The organism is Bradyrhizobium sp. BR14999, from assembly GCF_056106085.1.
The window spans coordinates 7,078,532-7,097,115 of the sequence record NZ_CM148536.1; the positions used below are offsets into that span (position 1 = coordinate 7,078,532).

An 18,584-nucleotide genomic window follows, 5' to 3' on the forward strand; every position below is an offset into this window, starting at 1 on the left:
CGGGCGTTAACTACGACTCCGTACGAGTACGGAAGCCAGAAAGAAATGAACGGGCGACTAAGAATGCTCTGCGCTCAGCGCATGAGCCCAAACGCGTCGGAGAAAAACTCCGGACCGCCAAAATTCCCGGATTTCAGAGCGAGCAACATCTCGCCTGCCTGCGCACCGACCGCACGCAGCACCGGGACACCCGCGGCGATTTCCACGCCCACGAGAAACCCGGGAATCCTCAAGCGGTCGACCACGGCGCCGGATGTCTCGCCGCCCGCGACGATCAGGCGCCGGACGCCCGCGTGCACCAGCCCCTCAGCGATGTCGGCCATCGCCTGCTCGATGGCATGCCCGGCCGCGTCGCGGCCGTGACGCGCCTGAACGGCGGCAACGGCCTCCGGTGTCGCACTCGAGGCGATCAGAACAGGACCGTCCGCCAGGCGCGGCCGCGCCCAGGCCAGCGCGCGCTGCGCTTCGCCAGAACCTGTAACGATCTGCTCGGGATCAAGATGTAACACCGGCATGACACGCTCCGCGCTGGCGATCTGCTGAAGCGTCGCCTGCGAGCAGCTCCCGGCAAGGCAGGCCGCCGGGCCACCAACCGCCGCACCAGCGTCGCTGCCCGCCGCGCTCGACCGCACCTTTCCGGTCGACACCAGCGCCCGCGCCAGGCCAAGGCCGATGCCGGAGGCGCCGACCGACAGCCGATGCTCGGCGGCAACGAGGCCGATGGTCTCGAGGTCGCGGTCGAACACGGCGTCGATGATCGCGGCACCGATGCCCTTGCCCGCGAGTTCGGCCAGCCGCGCCCGCACCGCATCTGCCCCGCGCGTGACGGTGGCGAGATCGACGAGGCCGATTTGCGTCCTGCTCTGGCGCGCCAAGACGCGCACCAGGTTGGAATCCCGCATCGGGTTGAGCGGATGGTCCTTCAGCGGGCTCTCGTTCAGCGGCACGGCGCCGACGAAGAGGTTGCCCTGATAGACGGTGCGGCCGGTCTCCGGGAAGGCCGGCGTCACCAGAACGACGCCTTCGCCGCAGTCGGCGCGGAGCGCGTCCATGACGGGGCCGATATTCCCAGCGTCGGTGGAATCGAAGGTCGAGCAGATCTTGAACAGCACGTGGCCCGCGCCGCGTCCGCGCAACCATGCCTCCGCCGCGCGCGAGCGGGACACAGCAAGGCCGGACTCGATCGAGCGGCTCTTCAGTGACACAACGACGGCATCGACCTCGGGCAACGCCAGATCATCGGCAGGCACGCCGATGGTCTGCACGGTGCGCAAGCCGGCGCGCGTCAGCGTGTTGGCGAGATCGGAGGCGCCGGTGTAGTCGTCGGCGATGCAGCCCAACGCAAGTGTCACGGCTTCACTCCAGCGTAAGGCTTGAACCAGGCGAGCCCATCCGTTGTCTTGCCGCGCGGATTGTATTCGCAGCCGACGAAGCCGGCATAGCCGAGCCGGTCGAGCTCTTCGAACAGGAACGGATAGTTCAGCTCCTCGCCGTCGGGCTCGTTGCGCGAGGGAATGCTGGCGATCTGGATGTGGCCGATGATCGGCATCATCTCCCGCAGCCGCATGGTGACGTCGCCATGGATGATCTGACAGTGATAGATGTCGAACTGGAGTTTTAGGTTCGGAAGTCGCAATTCCTGGATCAGGTCGCGGGCGAAACCGAAATCGTTGAGGAAGTAGCCGGGCACGTTGCGTGCATTGATCGGCTCGATCACGATGTCGATGCCGTGCGGTGCGAAGAACTCCGCGGCCCACGCCACTGACTTGTAGAACGCCTCGATCGCGACGCGCTCGCCGCGGTTGGCGATACCAGCCATCAGGTGCAGGCGCTTGACGCCGGTCGCCTTGGCATACGGCAGCGCCGTCTCCAGGCTGGCCTTGAGATCGGAGAAGCGCGCTGGCAACGCCGCAAAACCTTTCTCGCCGGCGTTCCAGTCGCCCGGCGGCAGATTAAACAGCGCCTGGGTCAGCCCGTTACGCTTGAGGCGCTCGCCGACCGCCTCGGCCGGATGCTCGTAGGGAAAGAGAAACTCGACGGCGGTGAAGCCGGCTTGCGCGGCGGCATCGAAGCGGTCGAGGAACGGCACCTCGGTGAACATCATCGAGAGGTTGGCGGCAAAACGGGGCATCGGAATCCTCTCAGTTTACTTGTCGCCGGGCAGCTTGACGCCGGTGACCTGCGCATACATCCGCGCCACCGACGCATCATCGTCGCGGCCCATGCCGGCAGCTGATGTCATCAGAAACATCTGAAGTGCGGCGGCGGAGACCGGCACCGGGAATCTGGCGCTGCGCGCCATGTCCTGGATGATGCCGAGGTCCTTGACGAAGATCTCGACCGCGCTACGCGGCGCGTAGTCGCCGTCGAGCACATGCGGCATCCGGTTCTCGAACATCCAGGAATTGCCGGCGGAGGCCGTGATCACCTCATAGACCTTGCGGATGTCGAGGCCCTGCTTGGCCGCGAACGCCATCGCTTCCGAAGCCGCGGCGATGTGCACACCGGCGAGGAGCTGATTGATCATCTTGAAGGCAGCGCCCTGCCCCGCGGCGTCACCGAGCTCATAGAGCTTTGCGGCCATGGCGTCGAGCGCTGGGCGCGCGCTGACAAAAGCGGCGGAGCTGCCGGAAGCGAGGATGGTCAGCTCACCTTGCGCGGCGCGCTGGGCTCCGCCGGAGATCGGCGCATCCAGATAATGCCGGCCGGTGGCCTCCAACTGCTTGGCAAGGCGCCGCGCGATATCCGGGTCCATGGTCGCCGAGGATATGAAGACGCTGCCCTTCGGCATGGTCTCTGCGGCGCCGTCCTTGCCGAACAGGATGGTTTCGGTCTGGGCGGCGTTGACCACGACGCTGACGACGATATCGGCGTCCTTGGCCGCCTCGGCCGGCGTCCTGGCGCCTGCGCCGCCGTCCTTCACGAAGCGCGCCACCGCATCGGCCGAGACGTCGCAGCCGGTCACGGTATGGCCGGCACGCCTCAGCGAGGTCGCCATGCCAAAGCCCATCGAGCCGAGCCCGATCACGGCGATGCGCTGATTTTGTGACGTGGAGGCGGACATGCAACTAACCCTTGCGAAACGTTTCCCGGACGGCCGCCCTTTGCAGCGGCTCGGCGCACCGATAACACGGCTTGGCCGCGCTGCCAAAGCGTGAGACAAGCAGGCATGACGGCCATGAACAACGAGACACGGCTGCGTGAGGAAATCTGCCGCTTCGGGCGGTCGCTGTTCGAGCGCGGGCTGACACCGGGCTCCTCCGGCAATATCAGCGTCAAGCTGGACGATGACGGCTGGCTGGTGACGCCGACCAACGCCTCGCTCGGCTTTCTCGATCCGGCGCGGCTGTCGCGGCTGGATAGAAGGGGACGGCTGGTTTCCGGCGATGCGCCGACCAAGGAAGTTCCGCTGCACACCGCGCTGTACGACACGCGCGGGAGCGCGCGCGCGATCGTGCACCTCCACTCGACCCATTCGGTCGCGCTCTCGATGCTGCCCGAGATCGACCCGCGCGCCGCGCTGCCGCCGATGACGGCCTACTACCTGATGAAATGCGGCGCCACCGCGCTCGTGCCCTATTACCGCCCGGGCGACCCCGCGGTCGCGGACGCGATCAAGGGCCTGGCGGGGAAATATTCATCGGTGCTGCTCGCCAATCACGGCCCGGTGGTCGCCGGCGATACGCTGGAAGCCGCGGTGTTCGCGACGGAGGAGCTGGAGGAAACGGCCAAGCTGTACCTGCTGCTGCGCGGCATGAACCCGCGGTATCTGTCGCCTGACCAGGTGGCCGATCTGGTGAAGGTGTTCGGGGTGACGTTGCCGGAGCATGGGGATGGGCATTAGCCCGGCTCTAACCCGTCATTGCGAGCGTAGCGAAGCAATCCAGAATCCCTCCGCGGGAAGACTCTGGATTGCTTCGCTGCGCTCGCAATGACGGAGGATGTGGTGACGACAGTAGCCCGCATGAGCGGAGCGATATGCGGGACCAGCGGACCGGAATTGATTTGCATCATCGGGATCGCGAGCAGATGATCCCCCTGTAATTGACTGAAGGAGTTGTTTCATCGATCGCTAGGAGAATTGTCATGGATTTCAAAATATCCTGCGCCCTCCTCTCTGCCGCCTGCTTTATTGCCCTGCCACTTTCCGCAAACGCCCAGACGTCCGCGCGCGGCGGCGTCCCCGATCTCAAGGTCGAGGCCAATTGCAAGGCAACTCAGGAGATCGACAAGTCGCTGACCGAGCCGCAGTCCTACGAGGCCTGCATGAGCGACGAGCAAACCGCACAGCAACAGCTCGGGTCCATCTGGACGACAACGCCGGAGACAATTCGCACCCAATGCTACGCCGAGGCCTCCGCCGGTGGCATCGAAAGCTATGTCGACCTTCTCTCCTGCATCCAGATGAATGGCTTCGGGCAACCCTCGGCACCCGCGTCAACGCTGCGCGGCGCAAGCAAGAACCGGAACAAGAAGCAATCAGGATAGGGATCGTAGCGAGCGGCTACAATCCGAGGTACGCCTTCCTGACGTCCGGATTGCCCTTGATCTCCGCAGACGGGCCCTGCATCAGCACGCGACCGGTTTGCAGGATGTAGGCGCGATCGGCGATCTCGAGGCACTCGGCCATGCGCTGCTCGACGATCAGCACGGTCATGCCGGCGTCGCGGATGCGCTTCACCGCCTGAAAAATCTCGTCGACGAGCTTCGGCATGATGCCCTGCGAGGGCTCGTCCAGCATCAACAGCCGCGGGCGTGTCATCAGCGCGCGGCCGATCGCGAGCATCTGCTGCTCACCGCCGCTTAGCGTCTCCGCGCGTTGCTCGAGACGTTCGGACAGACGCGGAAACAGCTGGAAGACGAGATCCAGCGGCCCCTCGCGGTTCGCCTCGCCCCGGTAGAGATAGCTGCCGAGGCGGAGATTGTCGCGCACTGACAGGCGGGGGAACAACCGGCGGTTCTCCGGCACATAGGCGATGCCGGTTGCGGTGATGTGGTGCTGCGCCATGCCGTCGAGGCGCTTGCCGTCGAACGTCACGGAGCCCGAACGCGGGCGCTCGGCGCCGGCGATGGATTTGAGCAGCGTCGACTTGCCCGCACCGTTGGCGCCGGCGACGCAGACGATCTCGCCCTTCTGAACCTCGATCGAGACCGCGGAGATCGCGACCAGGCCCTGATAGGCCGTCGTGACTTCACGCACCGACAGCATGACGATCTCCCAGATATGCGCTGATCACCTCGGGATCGCGGACGACCTCGGTGGGCTTGCCCTCGACCAGCACCTTGCCGAGGTCGAGCACGATGGCGCGATCGACCAGCGGCATCACGATCTCCATGACATGCTCGACCATTAGCACGGTGATGCCGGCATCGCGCACCTTGCGCACCAGCGCCACGCCGGTCTGCGCCTCGGTCGGCGTCAGGCCGGTGAGGACCTCATCGAGCAGCAACAGCTTTGGCTCAGTTGCCAGCGCACGGGCGACTTCGAGGCGGCGCTTCTCGGCCGGCACCAGGTCGCTTGCGAGCACGTCGGCGCGCGCGGCAAGGCCGGTGAACTCCAGCACCTCATGCGCCTTGCGGCGCGCCTCGCGCATCACGGTGTTACGAACCAAAGCGCCGACAATGACGTTGTCGACAACCGTCATGGTCTCAAAGCTCTTGACCACCTGGAAGGTGCGCCCGATGCCGCGCTGGCAGCGCTCGGCCGCCGGCATATGGGTGACATCCTCGCCGTCGAACCAGATCGAGCCTTGCGTCGGCGGCAAGACGCCGGCGATGAGGTTGAACAGCGTCGACTTGCCGGCGCCGTTCGGGCCGATCAGGCCGACGATCTCGCCGCGGCCAACCGAGATCGAGACGTCGCTGTTGGCGACGAGGCCACCAAAACGCTGCCAGACGCCACGGGTTTCAAGGAGCGCGGTCATCGTGTGGCCCCCTTAGCTTTTGCGCGTGAGAAAAGGCTCACCAGACCCTGCGGCAACGCCAGCGAGATCAGAACGATCAGGGCGCCGTAGACGATGAGGTCGACGCCGCGCCCGGAGCCGCCGATATAGGAGCGCGTCAGCTCGGTCATCGGGATCAGGATGGCAGCCCCTAACACCGGCCCCCAGAGGGTACCGATGCCGCCGAGCACGGCCGGCAGCGCCATCAGCAGCGAGAACTGGAAGCCCATCACGCTCTCGGGATCGATATAGGCGAGAAACTGCGCATAGAAGGCGCCGCCGATGGCGACGAGGAAGGCGGAGACGGCTGCCGCGCCCATCTTGGAGTTGAACACGACGACGCCGAGGCTTTCGGCCGCCTCCGGATTGTCCTTCACCGCACGCCACCAAAAGCCCCATTTGGAGTCTTCCAGCCACCAGGTGACGAACCAGGCGAGGCAGCAGAGCGCCAGCGCGAAATAGAAGTACGGCAGCTTGGTGCGCAGGAACTGGAATTTCAGCCAGCTGTCACCCCGGATCGGAATGGTGATGCCCATCGCAGCTCCCGCCCACTCCCAGTTCTGGAACAGCAGCAGACCGATTTCGGCGATGACGATGGTCGCGATCACGAAGTAATGGCCGCGCAGGCGGAAGAAGGGATAGCCGAGGCCCATCGCGATCAGGGCGGCAACCACGCCACCGCCGAGCATGCCGAACCAGGGCAGCACGCCGAACTTGGTGAACAAGAGCTCGGTGGTGTAGGCGCCGATGCCGAAATAGAGCGCGTGGCCCAGCGAGATCTGTCCGCAATAGCCGGAGAGGATGTTCCAGCTCTGCGACAGCGCCGCATACATCAAGGTCAGGATCAGGATGTTCTGGACGTAGACATCCTTGATGAACAGCGGCGCCAGCGCTGCGAGCCCGGCCAGCACCGCGGCGATGATGAGGTCGCGGCGGCGCCGCGCGGCGAAATTCTTGTCCATCACATCGACCCGAACAGGCCACGCGGCCGGATGAAGACGACGAGCAGGTAGACGGCGTAGATGCCGACCGACTTCAGCGACGGCGGCAGCACCAAGGCGGTGACCGCTTCGACGAGACCGACGATGATGCCGCCGGCAAAGGCGCCGAACACGCTGCCGAAGCCGCCCAGCGCCACCGTGACATAAGCGATCAGCGCAAAGGACGCGCCGACATCGGGATAGATGTAGAAGAAGACCGCCATGATGGCGCCGGCCAGACCGACCAGCGCTGCGCCAAGGCCCCAGCCCAGCGCGAACACGCGGTTCTTGTCGATGCCGACGAGAGCCACCGCGCCGGGATCCTCACGCGTCGCTTCCAACGCACGGCCGAAATCGGTGCGATGGATGAAGAAGTAGAGACCGGCAAAGGCGAGAATCGAGACCAGCGCGCCGATCAGCTGCGGCTCCGGCAGGAAGACGCCGGCGACCGAGATGGTTTTGCCGCCGAGCCATGACTGCGGAATGCTGCGATAATCCGGCGTGAAGAAGAACTGCGCCAGGCCGCGCATCACGATGGCGAGGCCAAAGGTGGAGAAGATCTGCACCATGCCGGCATTGGCCTTGGCTCGCACGGCGAACCGTACAATGAGTAGGTAGACCACCGCTCCGAACACGAACAGCGCCGCGGCAACCAATGGCGCCGACAGCAAGGGATCGATGGCGAAGAACGCGAACAGGAAGAAGCTCGCATACATCGCGATCATCAGGAACTCGCCATGGGCGAAGTTCACGACGTCCATCAGGCCGAAGATCAGCGCGAGGCCGACCGCAATCAGTCCGTAGAGCAGACCCATGAGCAGGCCGCTCGCGAGACTCTGGATAATGGCTTGGGCTGTCACTGCTTTGCCTCCACCAGAAAAACGTCACGGTAGGGCTCCGTCATTGCGAGGAGCTCGGGACAAAATTGCGAAGCAATTTTGTGCTGATGCGACGAAGCAATCCAGATTGTCTCCGCGGATGCATTCCTGGATTGCTTCGCTTCGCTCGCAATGACGGAGAATGCGGTTAGCGGCTCGATCTTCTCGGCTCTCACAGTGCTTGATTCCCTGCCCCGGCGCTGCGTCCCGCTTACTTCATCGGCCAGATCGCCTCGGCGATCGCGGCCTGCGGCGGGAAGATGGTGACGAACTTGCCGCCGACATATTGCAGCAGCACCGGATCGGCGTCGTTGTTCTGGCCCGCCTCGTCGAACTTGACGCGCTTCCAGGGCATGATGGTCTGCTCGCCGGGAATGTCGGTCGCGGCCAGCGCGTCGCGGATCTTCTCGCCGTCGGTCGACTTGGCGCGGCTGATGGCGTCGGCGAGGATGATCAGGCCCATGAACTGGCGCGAGGTGAGGTCGTTGAAGTCCTTGCCCGACCGCGCCTTGAACATCGCGTTGATCTTGCCGACCATCGGGCGCTTCTGCGCGAGGTCGAGCGAGAAGGTGCCGCGCGAGATCACGCCTTCGAGCTTGTCGCCGACGGCGTCATAGAGCGCCTTCTCCGAGAAGCCGGCGTCCTGCGCCACGATCGCGTTCGGCTTGTAACCGAGCTCAGCCATGGTCTTGACCAGGAGGATGCCGTCGGTGGTGTAGCTCGAGGGCATCAGCACGTCGGCATTGGCGGTCTTGAGCTGCTGCACCTCGGCGGAGAGCGACGGCGAGTTGGCGCGATACTTGATGTCGGTAACGATCTTGTAGCCGCGCTCGCCGGCGATCTTGGCCTGGGCGTTGCCGGAATCGGTGCCGAAGATGGTGTCCTCGTGGAACAGCGACAGCGTCTCGATCTTGGTGCCCTTCTTCTTCATGGCATCGAAGAAATCGAACATCGCGGCCGAGTACATCTCGTCATGCGGGGCGGCGCGGAAGTAATATTTGAGGCCGCGGCGATGCAGGCTCGGCGAGGAATTGTCGGCGGAGACGAACGGGATCTGGTAGCGCTCGCAGATCTGGCTGACGGTGACGGCGACCGCGCTCTGATAGGTGCCGATGATGGCGGCGACCTTCTCCTGCGTGATCAGGCGCTCGGCCTCGGCGCGGCCCTTCTGCGGATCGGCCTGGTGGTCGGCGAACACGAGGCGCACCTTGGCGCCGCCGAGGCCCGGCAGGCCCTCACCTTTCGCCAGCGGCAGGTCGAAATCGGTGTCCTTGTTGATGACTTCGAGCGCGGTCTCATAGGCTTTCTGGGCATCGACGCCCTGCTGCGCGCTGCCGCCGGAGAACGGATAGATCACGCCGATCACGACTTCCGAAGTCTGTGCGCGCGCGGCCAGCGGCACCAGCGCGGCTGTAGCGGTAGCTCCCAACAACACGTCGCGGCGAGAGATCGTCATGGCAAAGTCCCCTGTTACTGAATTTCGGCTGATCGAATGAAGTGATTGATGGCTGCGGTAAAGCCCGAACAAGCAGCAAACGCTGCCTGCTAAATCACGGCCATGGTCCTGTTCTTGATATCCGTCACCAGCATCAGCCCGGGCGAATGCGTGATCGCGAACGGCAGCTTCGCGGCGTTGATGACGGATTGCGGCGTGACGCCACAGGCCCAGAACACCGGAATCTCATCATCGGCGACCGGCACGGGATCGCCGTAGTCGGGCTTGGCAATGTCCTTGATGCCGATCAGATGCGGATGGCCGAGATGTACGGGCGCGCCGTGCACGGCCGGATAGCGCGAGGTGATCTGCACCGCGCGGATCGCATCCGCCGGCTTGAACGGACGCATCGACACCACCATCGGGCCGGCAAACGGTCCGGCCTCGCCGCAGGCGATGTTGGTGCGATACATCGGCACGCGCACGTTCTTCTCGATGTGGCGGATCGGCATTCCCTCCTCGAGCAGGGCCTCTTCGAACGAGAAGGAGCAGCCGAGCACAAAGGTGACGAGATCGTCGCGCCAATACGACGTCACGTCGGTCGGTTCGTCCACGACCTCGCCGTCGCGCCAGACTCGATAGCGCGGAACGTCGGTGCGGATGTCGAGATCGGCGCCGAGCGAAGGGATGTAAGGGCTGCCGACGTCGGACATGCCGATGATCGGGCACGGCTTGGGATTGAGCTGGCAGAAGCGGTGAAAGGCGCCGGCATATTCCGCCGGCAGGATCGCCAGATTGCCCTGAACGAATCCTGGGGCGACGCCGGCGGTGGAGGCGACCAGCCCGTTGCGATAGGCGAGCCGGGCCTTGCGGCTCGGGAGCATGTCGGGCGTTTCAGTTTGCTGCGCTGCCACCAAAACAGTCATGGGATCGACCTGCCTATAAACTCGACAAAGACAAGCCAACACCAAGCGTGCTATAAAGTCTAATCGTCGTTTCTAATCAATCTCGATAAATCTTATTTATCGACTGGGAAAATCCTTCCAATGCTGGACTTCAGGTCGATCGAGACATTCCTCTGGGTTGTGAAGCTCGGCAGCTTTCGGGGCGCCGCACAACGGCTCAACACCACCCAGCCGGCGATCTCCCAGCGCATCGCCCAGCTCGAGCGCGAGATGGGCGTGAAGCTCCTCAATCGCGATCATCGCGTGGCCTCGCCGACACCGAGCGGCCGGCAGATGATGGTCTATGCGGAGAAGCTGATCGGCCTGCGCGCCGCGATGATGGCGGAGATCGGCGATCGCTCGGCGATGCGCGGCGTCATGCGGCTCGGCGTCGCCGAGACCATCGTGCACACTTGGCTGCCGCGCCTGGTGAAGAGCGTGAACGAGGTCTATCCGAACCTGTCGCTGGAGATCGAGGTCGACATCACGCCGAACCTCACCGCGCGCCTGCTCGCGCAGGAGATCGAGCTTGCGTTTGTGGTGGGACCGCTGTCCACTTCCGGCGTGCACAATCGCGTGCTCGCCGATTATCCGATCGGCTTCCTCGCAAGCCCCTCGCTCGGCCTCGGCCAGGGTCCGGTGACGCCGGCTGAGCTCGCACGATTTCCGATCATCACCTTTCCGCGCAAGACCAAGCCTTACGAGGTCGTGCGCGAAGTGTTCGACCGGCCTGAGCTGCCGCCGATCCGGCTGCACGCCTCCGCCTCGCTGGCCACCGTCATCCACATGGCGGTCGAAGGACTCGGCATCGCCGTGATCCCCGACGCCATCGTCGAGAACGAGCTTGCCGACGGGCGGCTGCAACTGCTCGACACCGATCTCGCGATCGCGCCGCTGACCTTCACCGCGAGCTGGCTCGCCTCGCCCGACGTCGTGGCAGTCGAGCGCGTCGCGGACCTGGCACGGCAAATTGCGCAGAGCAGCCTCGCGGTTGACGCGCCCGCGCTGGCGCGTCATTGAAAAAGGCGCCGGACAATTGAGAGACTGACCGCATGAGCCGAGCCGCCACCAACCTGCAGATCGATTCCGCCCGCCTCTGGGGCTCCATCCACGACACCGCGCAGTTCGGCGCGACGGCCAAGGGTGGCGTGCGGCGGCTGACACTGAGCTCCGAGGACAAGCAGGTCCGCGACTGGTTCCGCAAGGCCTGCGAAGACGCGGGCCTGGAGGTGCATGTCGATGCGCTCGGCTCGATGTTCGGCCTGCGCAAGGGCCGCGACATGTCGAAGCCGCCCGTCGGCATCGGCTCGCATCTCGACACGCAGCCGACCGGCGGCAAGTATGACGGCATTCTGGGTACGCTCGGCGCACTCGAAGTGATCCGCACGCTGAACGATGCCGGCATCGAAACCGAAGCGCCGATCTGCGTCGTCAACTGGACCAACGAGGAAGGCTCGCGCTTCGCACCGGCGATGATGGCCTCCGCGGCTTATGTCGGCGACTTCACCACCGACGACATTTTGTCGCGCAAGGACGCCGAGGGTACGACCGTCGGCCAGGCCCTCGACGGCATCGGCTATCGCGGCGACAAGCCGGTCGGTTTCCAGAAGCTCGGCTGCTTCGTCGAGCTGCACATCGAGCAGGGCCCGATCCTTGAGGCCGAAGGCAAGACCATCGGCGTGGTCGATTCCGGTCAGGGCGTGCTGTGGTACGACGGCAAGATTTCCGGCTTCGAGAGCCATGCGGGATCGACGCCGATGCCGCTGCGGCGTGATGCGCTGGCGACGCTGTCCGAGATCGTGCTGGCAATGGAGGCGATCGCAAAAAGGCACGGACCGAACGCGGTCGGCACCATCGGCGAGGCCGTGATCGCAAACCCCTCACGCAACGTCATTCCCGGCGAGATCGCTTTCACCATGGATTGCCGCAGCGCCGATGGCGCCATCATGGACGCGCTCGATCGCGATTTGCGCGCCGCGATTGCCGAGATCGCCGCGCGCCGCAAGGTCGAGGTCAAGATCGACCTGGTCTGGCGCAAGCCGCCGACGCATTTCGATCCCAAGCTGATTGCGGCGGTCGAGAATGCGGCGAAGACGCTGGGCTATTCGTCTCGCCGCATCACCTCCGGTGCTGGCCACGACGCCTGCAACCTCAACACCATCATGCCGGCGGCGATGGTGTTCGTGCCCTGCAAGGACGGCATCAGCCACAACGAGCTGGAGGACGCCACGCAGCCAGACTGCGCCGCGGGCACCAACGTTCTCATGCATACCGTGCTGGCGATCGCCGGCGTCGCATCCTGACCGGAGAGAACCATGCGCGGAGTTTTCGTCGACGCCAATGAAACGCTTGCCCTGATCATGGAGCGGCTGGAGAAGCTAGGCGATCCCAAGGTCAAGATCCACAAGGACCCCGATATCAAGCCCGAGCAGTACCCTGATATTCTCGACGGCGCCGAGATCGCCATCGTCGATCACACTGCGCTGCCGACCGAGGTCGCGAAGAAGTGCGCCGGGCTGAAGCACGTCGTGTTCCTCGGCACCGGCGCGCGCAGCTACATGAATCCGGAGGAACTGGCCGAACTCGGCATCTCCGTGCATCTGATCAAGGGCTACGGCGACACGGCGGTGGCGGAATCCGCGATCGCGCTGATGTGGGCCTCTGCCCGCGTCATCGCGATGATGGATCGCGAGATGCGCGGCGGCAACTGGCTGCGCGAGGACGGCATGCAGCTCACCGGCAAGACGCTCGGGCTGATCGGCTTCGGCGGTATCGCCGCGGAAGTTGCACGCATTGCGTCCGGCAGCGGCATGAAGGTGATCGCCTGGAACCGCTCGCCAAAGAGCTGTCCTGGCGTGGAATTCACCGATCTCGACACCGTGCTGGCAAGGAGCGACGTCGTGTCGCTGCATCTGCTGCTCAACGATGAGACGCGCGGCATGATCACGCGCGAGAAGATCCTTGCGATGAAGCGCGGCGTCATCCTCATCAACACCGCTCGCGCCGCGATCGTCGACGAAGCCGCGATGATCGACGCGCTGAAGTCGGGCCACATCCGCCATGCCGGTCTCGACGTCTTCAACATCGAGCCGCTGCCCGGCGATCATCCGCTGACAAAATTGCCGAATGTGACACTGTCGGCGCATTCCGCCTTCCGCACCCCGGAAGCGAGCGAAAACCTGATTGAAGCGGCGTGGGAGCACTGCCGCCGAATCGTAAGTTCGTAGGGTGGGTTAGCGAAGCGTAACCCACCACTGTCTATTTCCGCTGGGACAGAAGAGGTGGGTTACGGCTTCGCCTAACCCACCCTACGCCCCCCGCCGGATCGTAAGAGGATAAGAGCAACAACAATGGCCGACTATCGCACCATCAAGGCAGAGCCGCTCACCAACGCCATCCACGCCATCGTCAAGGCCGGCGGCTCCTCGGACCGCGAGGCCGAGCTCGTGTCCACCAACCTCGTCGAGGCCAATCTGAAGGGACATGACTCCCACGGCGTCGGCATGATCCCGCGCTATGTTCAGAGCGTCACGACAGGCGGACTCGCCGTGAACCAGCACGTCAAGATCGTGCTCGACACCGGTCCGCTGCTCACCCTCGACGGCCTGACCGGCTACGGCCAGGTGATCGGCCATGAGGCGATGGAGTTGGCGGCCGAGCGCGCCAAGAAAAATGGCGTGTGCCTCGTCGGCCTCTCGAACTCGCACCATATCGGCCGCATCGGCCACTGGGCCGAGCAATGCATCGACCACGGGCTGGTCTCGATCCACTTCGTCAACGTGATCTCGCGCCCGATCGTGGCGCCCTGGGGCGGCAGCGATGCGCGCCACGGCACCAATCCGTTCTGCGTCGGCATCCCGCGCCGGGGCAAGGACCCCATCGTGCTCGACTTCGCCACCAGCAGGATCGCGCAGGGCAAGACCCGCGTCGCCCACAACAAGGGCGTCGAGCTCGAGCCCAGCACCATCATCGACGATGAAGGCAAGCCCACGGTCAATCCGCGCTACACCGTGATCCCGCCATACGGCGCGATCCTGCCGTTCGGCGAGCACAAGGGTTCGGGGCTCGCGCTGGTGTGCGAAATCCTCGGCGGCGCGCTCTCCGGCGGGCAGGTGGTCAAGGGCCCGTCCGACGGCAAGTACAACGTCCTCAACGGCATGCTCTCGATCGTCATCGACCCTGGCAAGCTCGGCACCGGCGAGAACCTCGCGCGCGAAGTCGAGAGTTTCGTTGCCTGGCACACCGGCTCGCCGCCCGGCCCCGGCGTCGACAAGGTCAGAATCGCCGGCGAGCCCGAGCGCGAGACCAAGAAGAAGCGGCTGGCCGAAGGCATTCCTGTCGATCCGACCACCTGGCAGGAAATTCTGGATGCCGGGAAGCGGTTCGGGCTGGATCAGGCCGCGATCGAGAAGATCGTGGGGTGAGTAATCTGCTGCGCGGGAATGGAAGAGTCACTTTCCGTGCTGCCCTCCCTTTTCCCCTTGTGGGAGAAGGTGGCATAGGCGGCCTTCGGCCGCCGTTCTTGGGAACGCCGATGCTTCGCATCGGCTATGGCGCCGGATGAGGGGTTCGCTCCACGAGCTGTCCTTCAAATGAGAGGCCTGTCTCCGCGGATAGAGACCCCTCACCCGGCCTCGATGCTGCGCATCGAAGCCACCCTCTCCCACAAGGGGAGAGGGTGAAGCACCGAGCTAGTCCACCATCTCCGCGACGGCCTTGCCGCAGGCCGTCGTGTCGGCATTACCGCCGAGGTCCTTGGTCCGGAGCGTGCGTTCGGCGAGCGTGCGCTCGATCGCGTCGACGATCGACTTGCCGGCTTCCTTCTCGCCGAGATGTTCCAACATCATCGCGCCCGACCAGATCATGCCGATCGGGTTGGCGATGCCCTGCCCCGCGATGTCAGGCGCCGAGCCGTGTACCGGCTCGAACACCGAGGGGAAATCGCCCTCGGGATTGATGTTGCCTGACGGCGCGATGCCGATGGTGCCGGTGCAGGCCGGGCCGAGATCGGAGAGGATGTCGCCGAACAGATTGGAGCCGACCACGACGTCGAACCAGTCCGGATGCAGCACGAAGTTCGCGGTCAGGATATCGATGTGGTACTTGTCCCACTTCACGCCCGGGAACTTCTTGGCCATCGCCTCCACGCGTTCGTCCCAATAGGGCATCGTGATGGAGATGCCGTTCGATTTCGTCGCCGACGTCAGGTGCTTCTTCGGCCGCGACTGGGCGAGCTCGAAGGCGAACTTCAGGATGCGGTCGACGCCGATGCGGGTCATCACCGTCTGCTGCGTCACGAATTCACGGTCGGTGTCCGGGAACATGCGGCCGCCGACGGAGGAATATTCGCCTTCGGTGTTCTCGCGCACCACCCAGAAATCGATGTCGCCGGGCTTGCGGTTCGCCAGCGGCGACGGCACGCCGGGCATCAGCCGCACCGGGCGCAGGTTCACATACTGGTCGAACTCGCGGCGAAACTTGATCAACGAGCCCCACAGCGAGACGTGGTCCGGAATCTTGGCCGGCCAACCGACCGCACCGAAATAGATCGCATCGTGCTTGCCGATCTTTTCCTTCCAGTCATCCGGCATCATCTGGCCGTGCTTCTCGTAATAGTCCCAGGACGAGAAGTCGAAATGGTCGAATTGCAGGGACACCCCGTGCTTCTTCGCCGCCGCCTCCAGAACGCGCTGGCCCTCAGGCATCACTTCCTTGCCGATGCCGTCGCCGGGAATGACTGCGATCCGGTATTGTTTCTTGCTCATCGAGAACGTCCTTGATTGGTTCGGCAGCCGCCGCCTTTTGATCGCACTGCAATGGACCAAACGCGGCGGCAGTGCAACGCTGCACTGCAATGTTGACCATGGCGCGACCGAGCGCCTACTGATTTGATCCTGTTCCTATCCTGCGAGTCCCCTTCATGGATCTGCATCTGCGTGGCAAGCGCGTCCTGATCACGGGCGCATCCAAGGGCATCGGCGCGGCCGCCGCCGAGGCGTTTGCCGAGGAAGGCGCGCATCTGCTGCTCGCTGCCCGCAGCGGCGAGCAGCTCAAGGCGCTGGCCGAGCGGTTGCGCTCCGCGCACCAGGTCGATGCCGCGACGAGTGTCGTCGATCTACGCAAATCCGAGGACATCGCGCGGCTCGCCAAGGAAGCTGCGGACATCGACATCCTCGTCAACAACGCCGGCGACATCCCTGGCGGGTCCATCGACAAGATCGACGAGGCGACCTGGCGGCACGCCTGGGAATTGAAAGTGTTCGGCTACATCAACCTCACGCGGCAGATCTATGCGCAGATGAAGGCCAAGGGTGGCGGCGTGATTGTCAACGACATCGGCGCGGCGGGCGAGAAGTTCGATGCTAATTACATCTGCGGCAGCGCCGGCAACGCCGCGCTGATGGCCTTCACCCGCGCGCTCGGTGGAAAAAGTCTCGCCGACAACATCCGCGTGGTCGGCATCAATCCCGGACCTGTCGGCACCGACCGCCACGTCACCCTGCTCAAGACGCGGGCAAAGCACCAGTTCGGTGACGAGACCCGCTACAAGGAATTCCAGAAGAGCCTGCCGCTCGGGCGCCCTGCGCATGCGCGCGAGATCGGCGACCTCATGGCGTTCCTGGCGTCGGACCGCTCGGGCTACACGTCAGGGGTGATCTACACCGTTGATGGCGGCATCAGCGCCGGGTGGGGCTAACTCTATCCCCGTCATTGTGAGCGAAGCGAAGCAATCCAGAAATGCCCCCGCGGTGAAAAGACTGGATTGCTTCGCTTCGCTCGCAATGACGGCACCAAGTACAAGCATAGGAGTAAAATAGTTGTCTCAAGAGCTGATCCGCGAAACCGCGTGCGCCGTCGTCGACAAATTGCGGTCTGGCGACGTCTCGCCGCTTGAACTGCTGGATGTGGTGGAGAAGCGCATCAGCGAAGTCGATGGCAGGGTCAACGCGCTGCCGACGCTGTGCTTCGATCGCGCCCGGGATAACGCCAAGGCGCTGATGCAGAAGCCGGCCGGCGCGCGCGGGCTGCTCGCGGGCCTGCCGGTGCCGATCAAGGATCTGACCGACGTTGCGGGCGTGCTGAACACGCAGGGCTCGCCGATCTTCAAGGACAACATCCCCGCGAAATCCGACCTCATGGTCGAGAACCTCGAGGCCAATGGTGCGGTGGTCTACGCCAAATCCAACACGCCGGAATTCGGCGCCGGCGCCAACACCTTCAACGAGGTGTTCGGTGCGACCCTCAATCCCTGGGATACTTCGAAATCTGCCGCCGGCTCCTCCGGCGGCGCGGCAGTGGCGCTGGCCACCGGCATGGCCTGGCTCGCGCAGGGCTCCGACATGGGCGGCAGCCTGCGCAGTCCGGCAAGTTTCTGCGGCATCGTCGGCATGCGGCCGAGCATCGGCCGCGTCGCGCATACGCCCAAGGCGGGCATCGACCGCAATCTCGGCGTGCAGGGCCCGATGGCCCGCAACGTCGAGGATCTCGCACTGCTGCTGGATGCCATGAGCGGCGACTATGCCGCCGATCCGCTGTCGCTGCCGGCGCCGCTGACGTCGTTCCTGTCGGCTGCCCAGTCCGGCAAGAAGCCGAGGCGTATCGCCTATTCGCCCGATCTCGGCATCACGCCGGTCGATCCCGAGGTCAAGGCGATCACACGCAAGGCGGCTGAACGCTTCGCCGAGGCCGGCGTCACCGTCGAGGAGGCGCATCCGGACTGGCGCGAGGCGCATGAATGCTTCCACGTGCTGCGCGCTTTCGACTTCGCGATCAGCAAGGCGCAACTTCTTCGCACCAAGCGTGACCTGCTCAAGCCGGAGGTGATCTGGAACATCGAGGAAGGCCTCAAGCTCACCGTCGAGCAGCTCGAACGTGCCGAGGCCCAGCGCGTCGGCATGACCGCGCGCGCGGTCGAGTTCTTTAGGACCTACGATCTCCTGCTGGTGCCGACCACGATCGTGCCGCCCTTCCCGGTCGAAAATCGCTATGTCGCCGAATGCGCGGGCAAGCGATTTGACAATTACGTCGAATGGCTCGGCATCGTCTACGCCATCACGCTCGCATGCTGCCCGTCACTGTCGCTGCCCTGCGGTTTCACGGCGTCAGGCCTGCCGGTCGGCGTGCAGGTGGTCGGCGCACCACGTGCGGATGCGCAAGTGATCGCAGGCGCGAAAGTGCTGGAGGATATATTGGGCCTGCGCGGCACGACACCGATCGATCCGAGGGTGAAGCAACAGCGCAATCCATGATGCTAGCGCAGTACCCCTCTCCCCTTGCGGGAGAGGGTGGATCGCCGCATAGCGGCGAGACGGGTGAGGGGTATCTCTCCGCGCGCAAATCTCGTCATGGGAGTTCGCTGAAGCAAACCCCTCATCCGGCGCCATAGCCGATGCGAAGCATCGGCG

19 protein-coding genes are annotated in these 18,584 nt (G+C 64.5%); 9 read left to right on the top strand and 10 right to left on the bottom strand.

What is annotated here, in order from left to right; genetic code table 11:
- Positions 1-74: 74 nt before the first annotated feature.
- Genes otnK through ltnD form a run of 3 tightly spaced genes read right to left on the bottom strand, consistent with a single transcriptional unit; the run spans position 75 to position 3,064 of the window.
- Positions 75-1,352, bottom strand: coding sequence for a 3-oxo-tetronate kinase (gene otnK / locus ACR9YP_RS33050; protein WP_474217873.1), 1,278 nt, complete (start codon positions 1,350-1,352; stop codon positions 75-77).
- Entirely contained in the window at positions 1,349-2,131 is a 783-nt protein-coding gene (otnI, locus tag ACR9YP_RS33055; RefSeq protein ID WP_091895286.1) for a 2-oxo-tetronate isomerase, read from the bottom strand. Before otnI ends, otnK begins: the two co-directional genes overlap by 4 nt.
- 15 nt (positions 2,132-2,146) lie before the next feature.
- Positions 2,147-3,064 (bottom strand): L-threonate dehydrogenase, encoded by a 918-nt coding sequence (gene ltnD, locus ACR9YP_RS33060; RefSeq protein ID WP_438109953.1) that lies wholly within the window; start codon positions 3,062-3,064, stop codon positions 2,147-2,149.
- Between the two features lie 105 nt (positions 3,065-3,169).
- Here ltnD and otnC point away from each other — a divergent pair, with 105 nt between their 5' ends.
- Positions 3,170-3,844, top strand: a complete 675-nt coding sequence (gene otnC / locus ACR9YP_RS33065) for a 3-oxo-tetronate 4-phosphate decarboxylase (RefSeq protein WP_474217874.1) — start codon at positions 3,170-3,172, stop codon at positions 3,842-3,844.
- A gap of 200 nt (positions 3,845-4,044) precedes the next feature.
- Positions 4,045-4,488 (top strand): hypothetical protein, encoded by a 444-nt coding sequence (locus ACR9YP_RS33070; RefSeq protein ID WP_245471085.1) that lies wholly within the window; start codon positions 4,045-4,047, stop codon positions 4,486-4,488.
- A gap of 16 nt (positions 4,489-4,504) precedes the next feature.
- Here the strand turns inward: ACR9YP_RS33070 and ACR9YP_RS33075 are convergent, their stop codons facing one another.
- The 6 genes from ACR9YP_RS33075 to ACR9YP_RS33100 form a co-directional block, all read right to left on the bottom strand.
- Positions 4,505-5,209 carry an ABC transporter ATP-binding protein gene (locus ACR9YP_RS33075; RefSeq protein ID WP_438109957.1) on the bottom strand — a complete coding sequence of 235 codons (705 nt, stop codon included), beginning with the start codon at positions 5,207-5,209 and terminating at the stop codon, positions 4,505-4,507.
- The gene (locus ACR9YP_RS33080) at positions 5,193-5,924 is read right to left on the bottom strand and encodes an ABC transporter ATP-binding protein (protein ID WP_438109959.1); all 732 of its coding nucleotides are present in this window, start codon (positions 5,922-5,924) and stop codon (positions 5,193-5,195) included. Before ACR9YP_RS33080 ends, ACR9YP_RS33075 begins: the two co-directional genes overlap by 17 nt.
- Positions 5,921-6,904, bottom strand: coding sequence for a branched-chain amino acid ABC transporter permease (locus tag ACR9YP_RS33085; RefSeq protein ID WP_474217875.1), 984 nt, complete (start codon positions 6,902-6,904; stop codon positions 5,921-5,923). The genes ACR9YP_RS33080 and ACR9YP_RS33085 overlap by 4 nt, the downstream gene beginning before the upstream one ends.
- Positions 6,904-7,782, bottom strand: a complete 879-nt coding sequence (locus tag ACR9YP_RS33090; protein ID WP_438109963.1) for a branched-chain amino acid ABC transporter permease — start codon at positions 7,780-7,782, stop codon at positions 6,904-6,906. Before ACR9YP_RS33090 ends, ACR9YP_RS33085 begins: the two co-directional genes overlap by 1 nt.
- Before the next feature lie 229 nt (positions 7,783-8,011).
- A complete protein-coding gene (locus ACR9YP_RS33095) occupies positions 8,012-9,256 on the bottom strand; it encodes an ABC transporter substrate-binding protein (protein WP_128935071.1) in 1,245 nt (414 codons plus the stop codon).
- Between the two features lie 89 nt (positions 9,257-9,345).
- Complete coding sequence (locus ACR9YP_RS33100; RefSeq protein WP_438109965.1) at positions 9,346-10,161, bottom strand: putative hydro-lyase; 816 nt, start codon at positions 10,159-10,161, stop codon at positions 9,346-9,348.
- Between the two features lie 120 nt (positions 10,162-10,281).
- Here ACR9YP_RS33100 and ACR9YP_RS33105 point away from each other — a divergent pair, with 120 nt between their 5' ends.
- From ACR9YP_RS33105 to ACR9YP_RS33120, 4 genes are all read left to right on the top strand, one after another.
- Positions 10,282-11,199: a LysR family transcriptional regulator gene (locus ACR9YP_RS33105; protein ID WP_438109967.1), complete on the top strand. Its 918-nt coding sequence runs from the start codon at positions 10,282-10,284 to the stop codon at positions 11,197-11,199.
- Between the two features lie 32 nt (positions 11,200-11,231).
- Entirely contained in the window at positions 11,232-12,482 is a 1,251-nt protein-coding gene (locus ACR9YP_RS33110) for a Zn-dependent hydrolase (RefSeq protein ID WP_438109969.1), read from the top strand.
- Between the two features lie 12 nt (positions 12,483-12,494).
- Entirely contained in the window at positions 12,495-13,406 is a 912-nt protein-coding gene (locus tag ACR9YP_RS33115; protein WP_438109971.1) for an NAD(P)-dependent oxidoreductase, read from the top strand.
- A 123-nt stretch (positions 13,407-13,529) separates the two neighbouring features.
- On the top strand, positions 13,530-14,603 hold the full coding sequence (locus tag ACR9YP_RS33120; protein ID WP_438109973.1) for a malate/lactate/ureidoglycolate dehydrogenase: 1,074 nt from the start codon (positions 13,530-13,532) through the stop codon (positions 14,601-14,603).
- A gap of 267 nt (positions 14,604-14,870) precedes the next feature.
- On the opposite strand, the gene ACR9YP_RS33125 is transcribed toward ACR9YP_RS33120, so the two are convergent.
- Positions 14,871-15,944 (bottom strand): tartrate dehydrogenase, encoded by a 1,074-nt coding sequence (locus tag ACR9YP_RS33125; protein WP_128944873.1) that lies wholly within the window; start codon positions 15,942-15,944, stop codon positions 14,871-14,873.
- On the opposite strand from ACR9YP_RS33125, the gene ACR9YP_RS33130 reads away from it, so the two are divergent.
- The 3 genes from ACR9YP_RS33130 to ACR9YP_RS33140 all read left to right on the top strand — a co-directional run bounded on the left by ACR9YP_RS33130 (position 15,937) and on the right by ACR9YP_RS33140 (position 18,428).
- The gene (locus ACR9YP_RS33130; protein WP_276484778.1) at positions 15,937-16,071 is read left to right on the top strand and encodes a hypothetical protein; all 135 of its coding nucleotides are present in this window, start codon (positions 15,937-15,939) and stop codon (positions 16,069-16,071) included. The two genes, ACR9YP_RS33125 and ACR9YP_RS33130, sit on opposite strands and share 8 nt — an antisense overlap.
- A gap of 28 nt (positions 16,072-16,099) precedes the next feature.
- The gene (locus ACR9YP_RS33135; RefSeq protein WP_438109975.1) at positions 16,100-16,876 is read left to right on the top strand and encodes an SDR family oxidoreductase; all 777 of its coding nucleotides are present in this window, start codon (positions 16,100-16,102) and stop codon (positions 16,874-16,876) included.
- A 121-nt stretch (positions 16,877-16,997) separates the two neighbouring features.
- Positions 16,998-18,428, top strand: coding sequence for an amidase (locus ACR9YP_RS33140; protein WP_438109977.1), 1,431 nt, complete (start codon positions 16,998-17,000; stop codon positions 18,426-18,428).
- Positions 18,429-18,584: the final 156 nt, after the last annotated feature.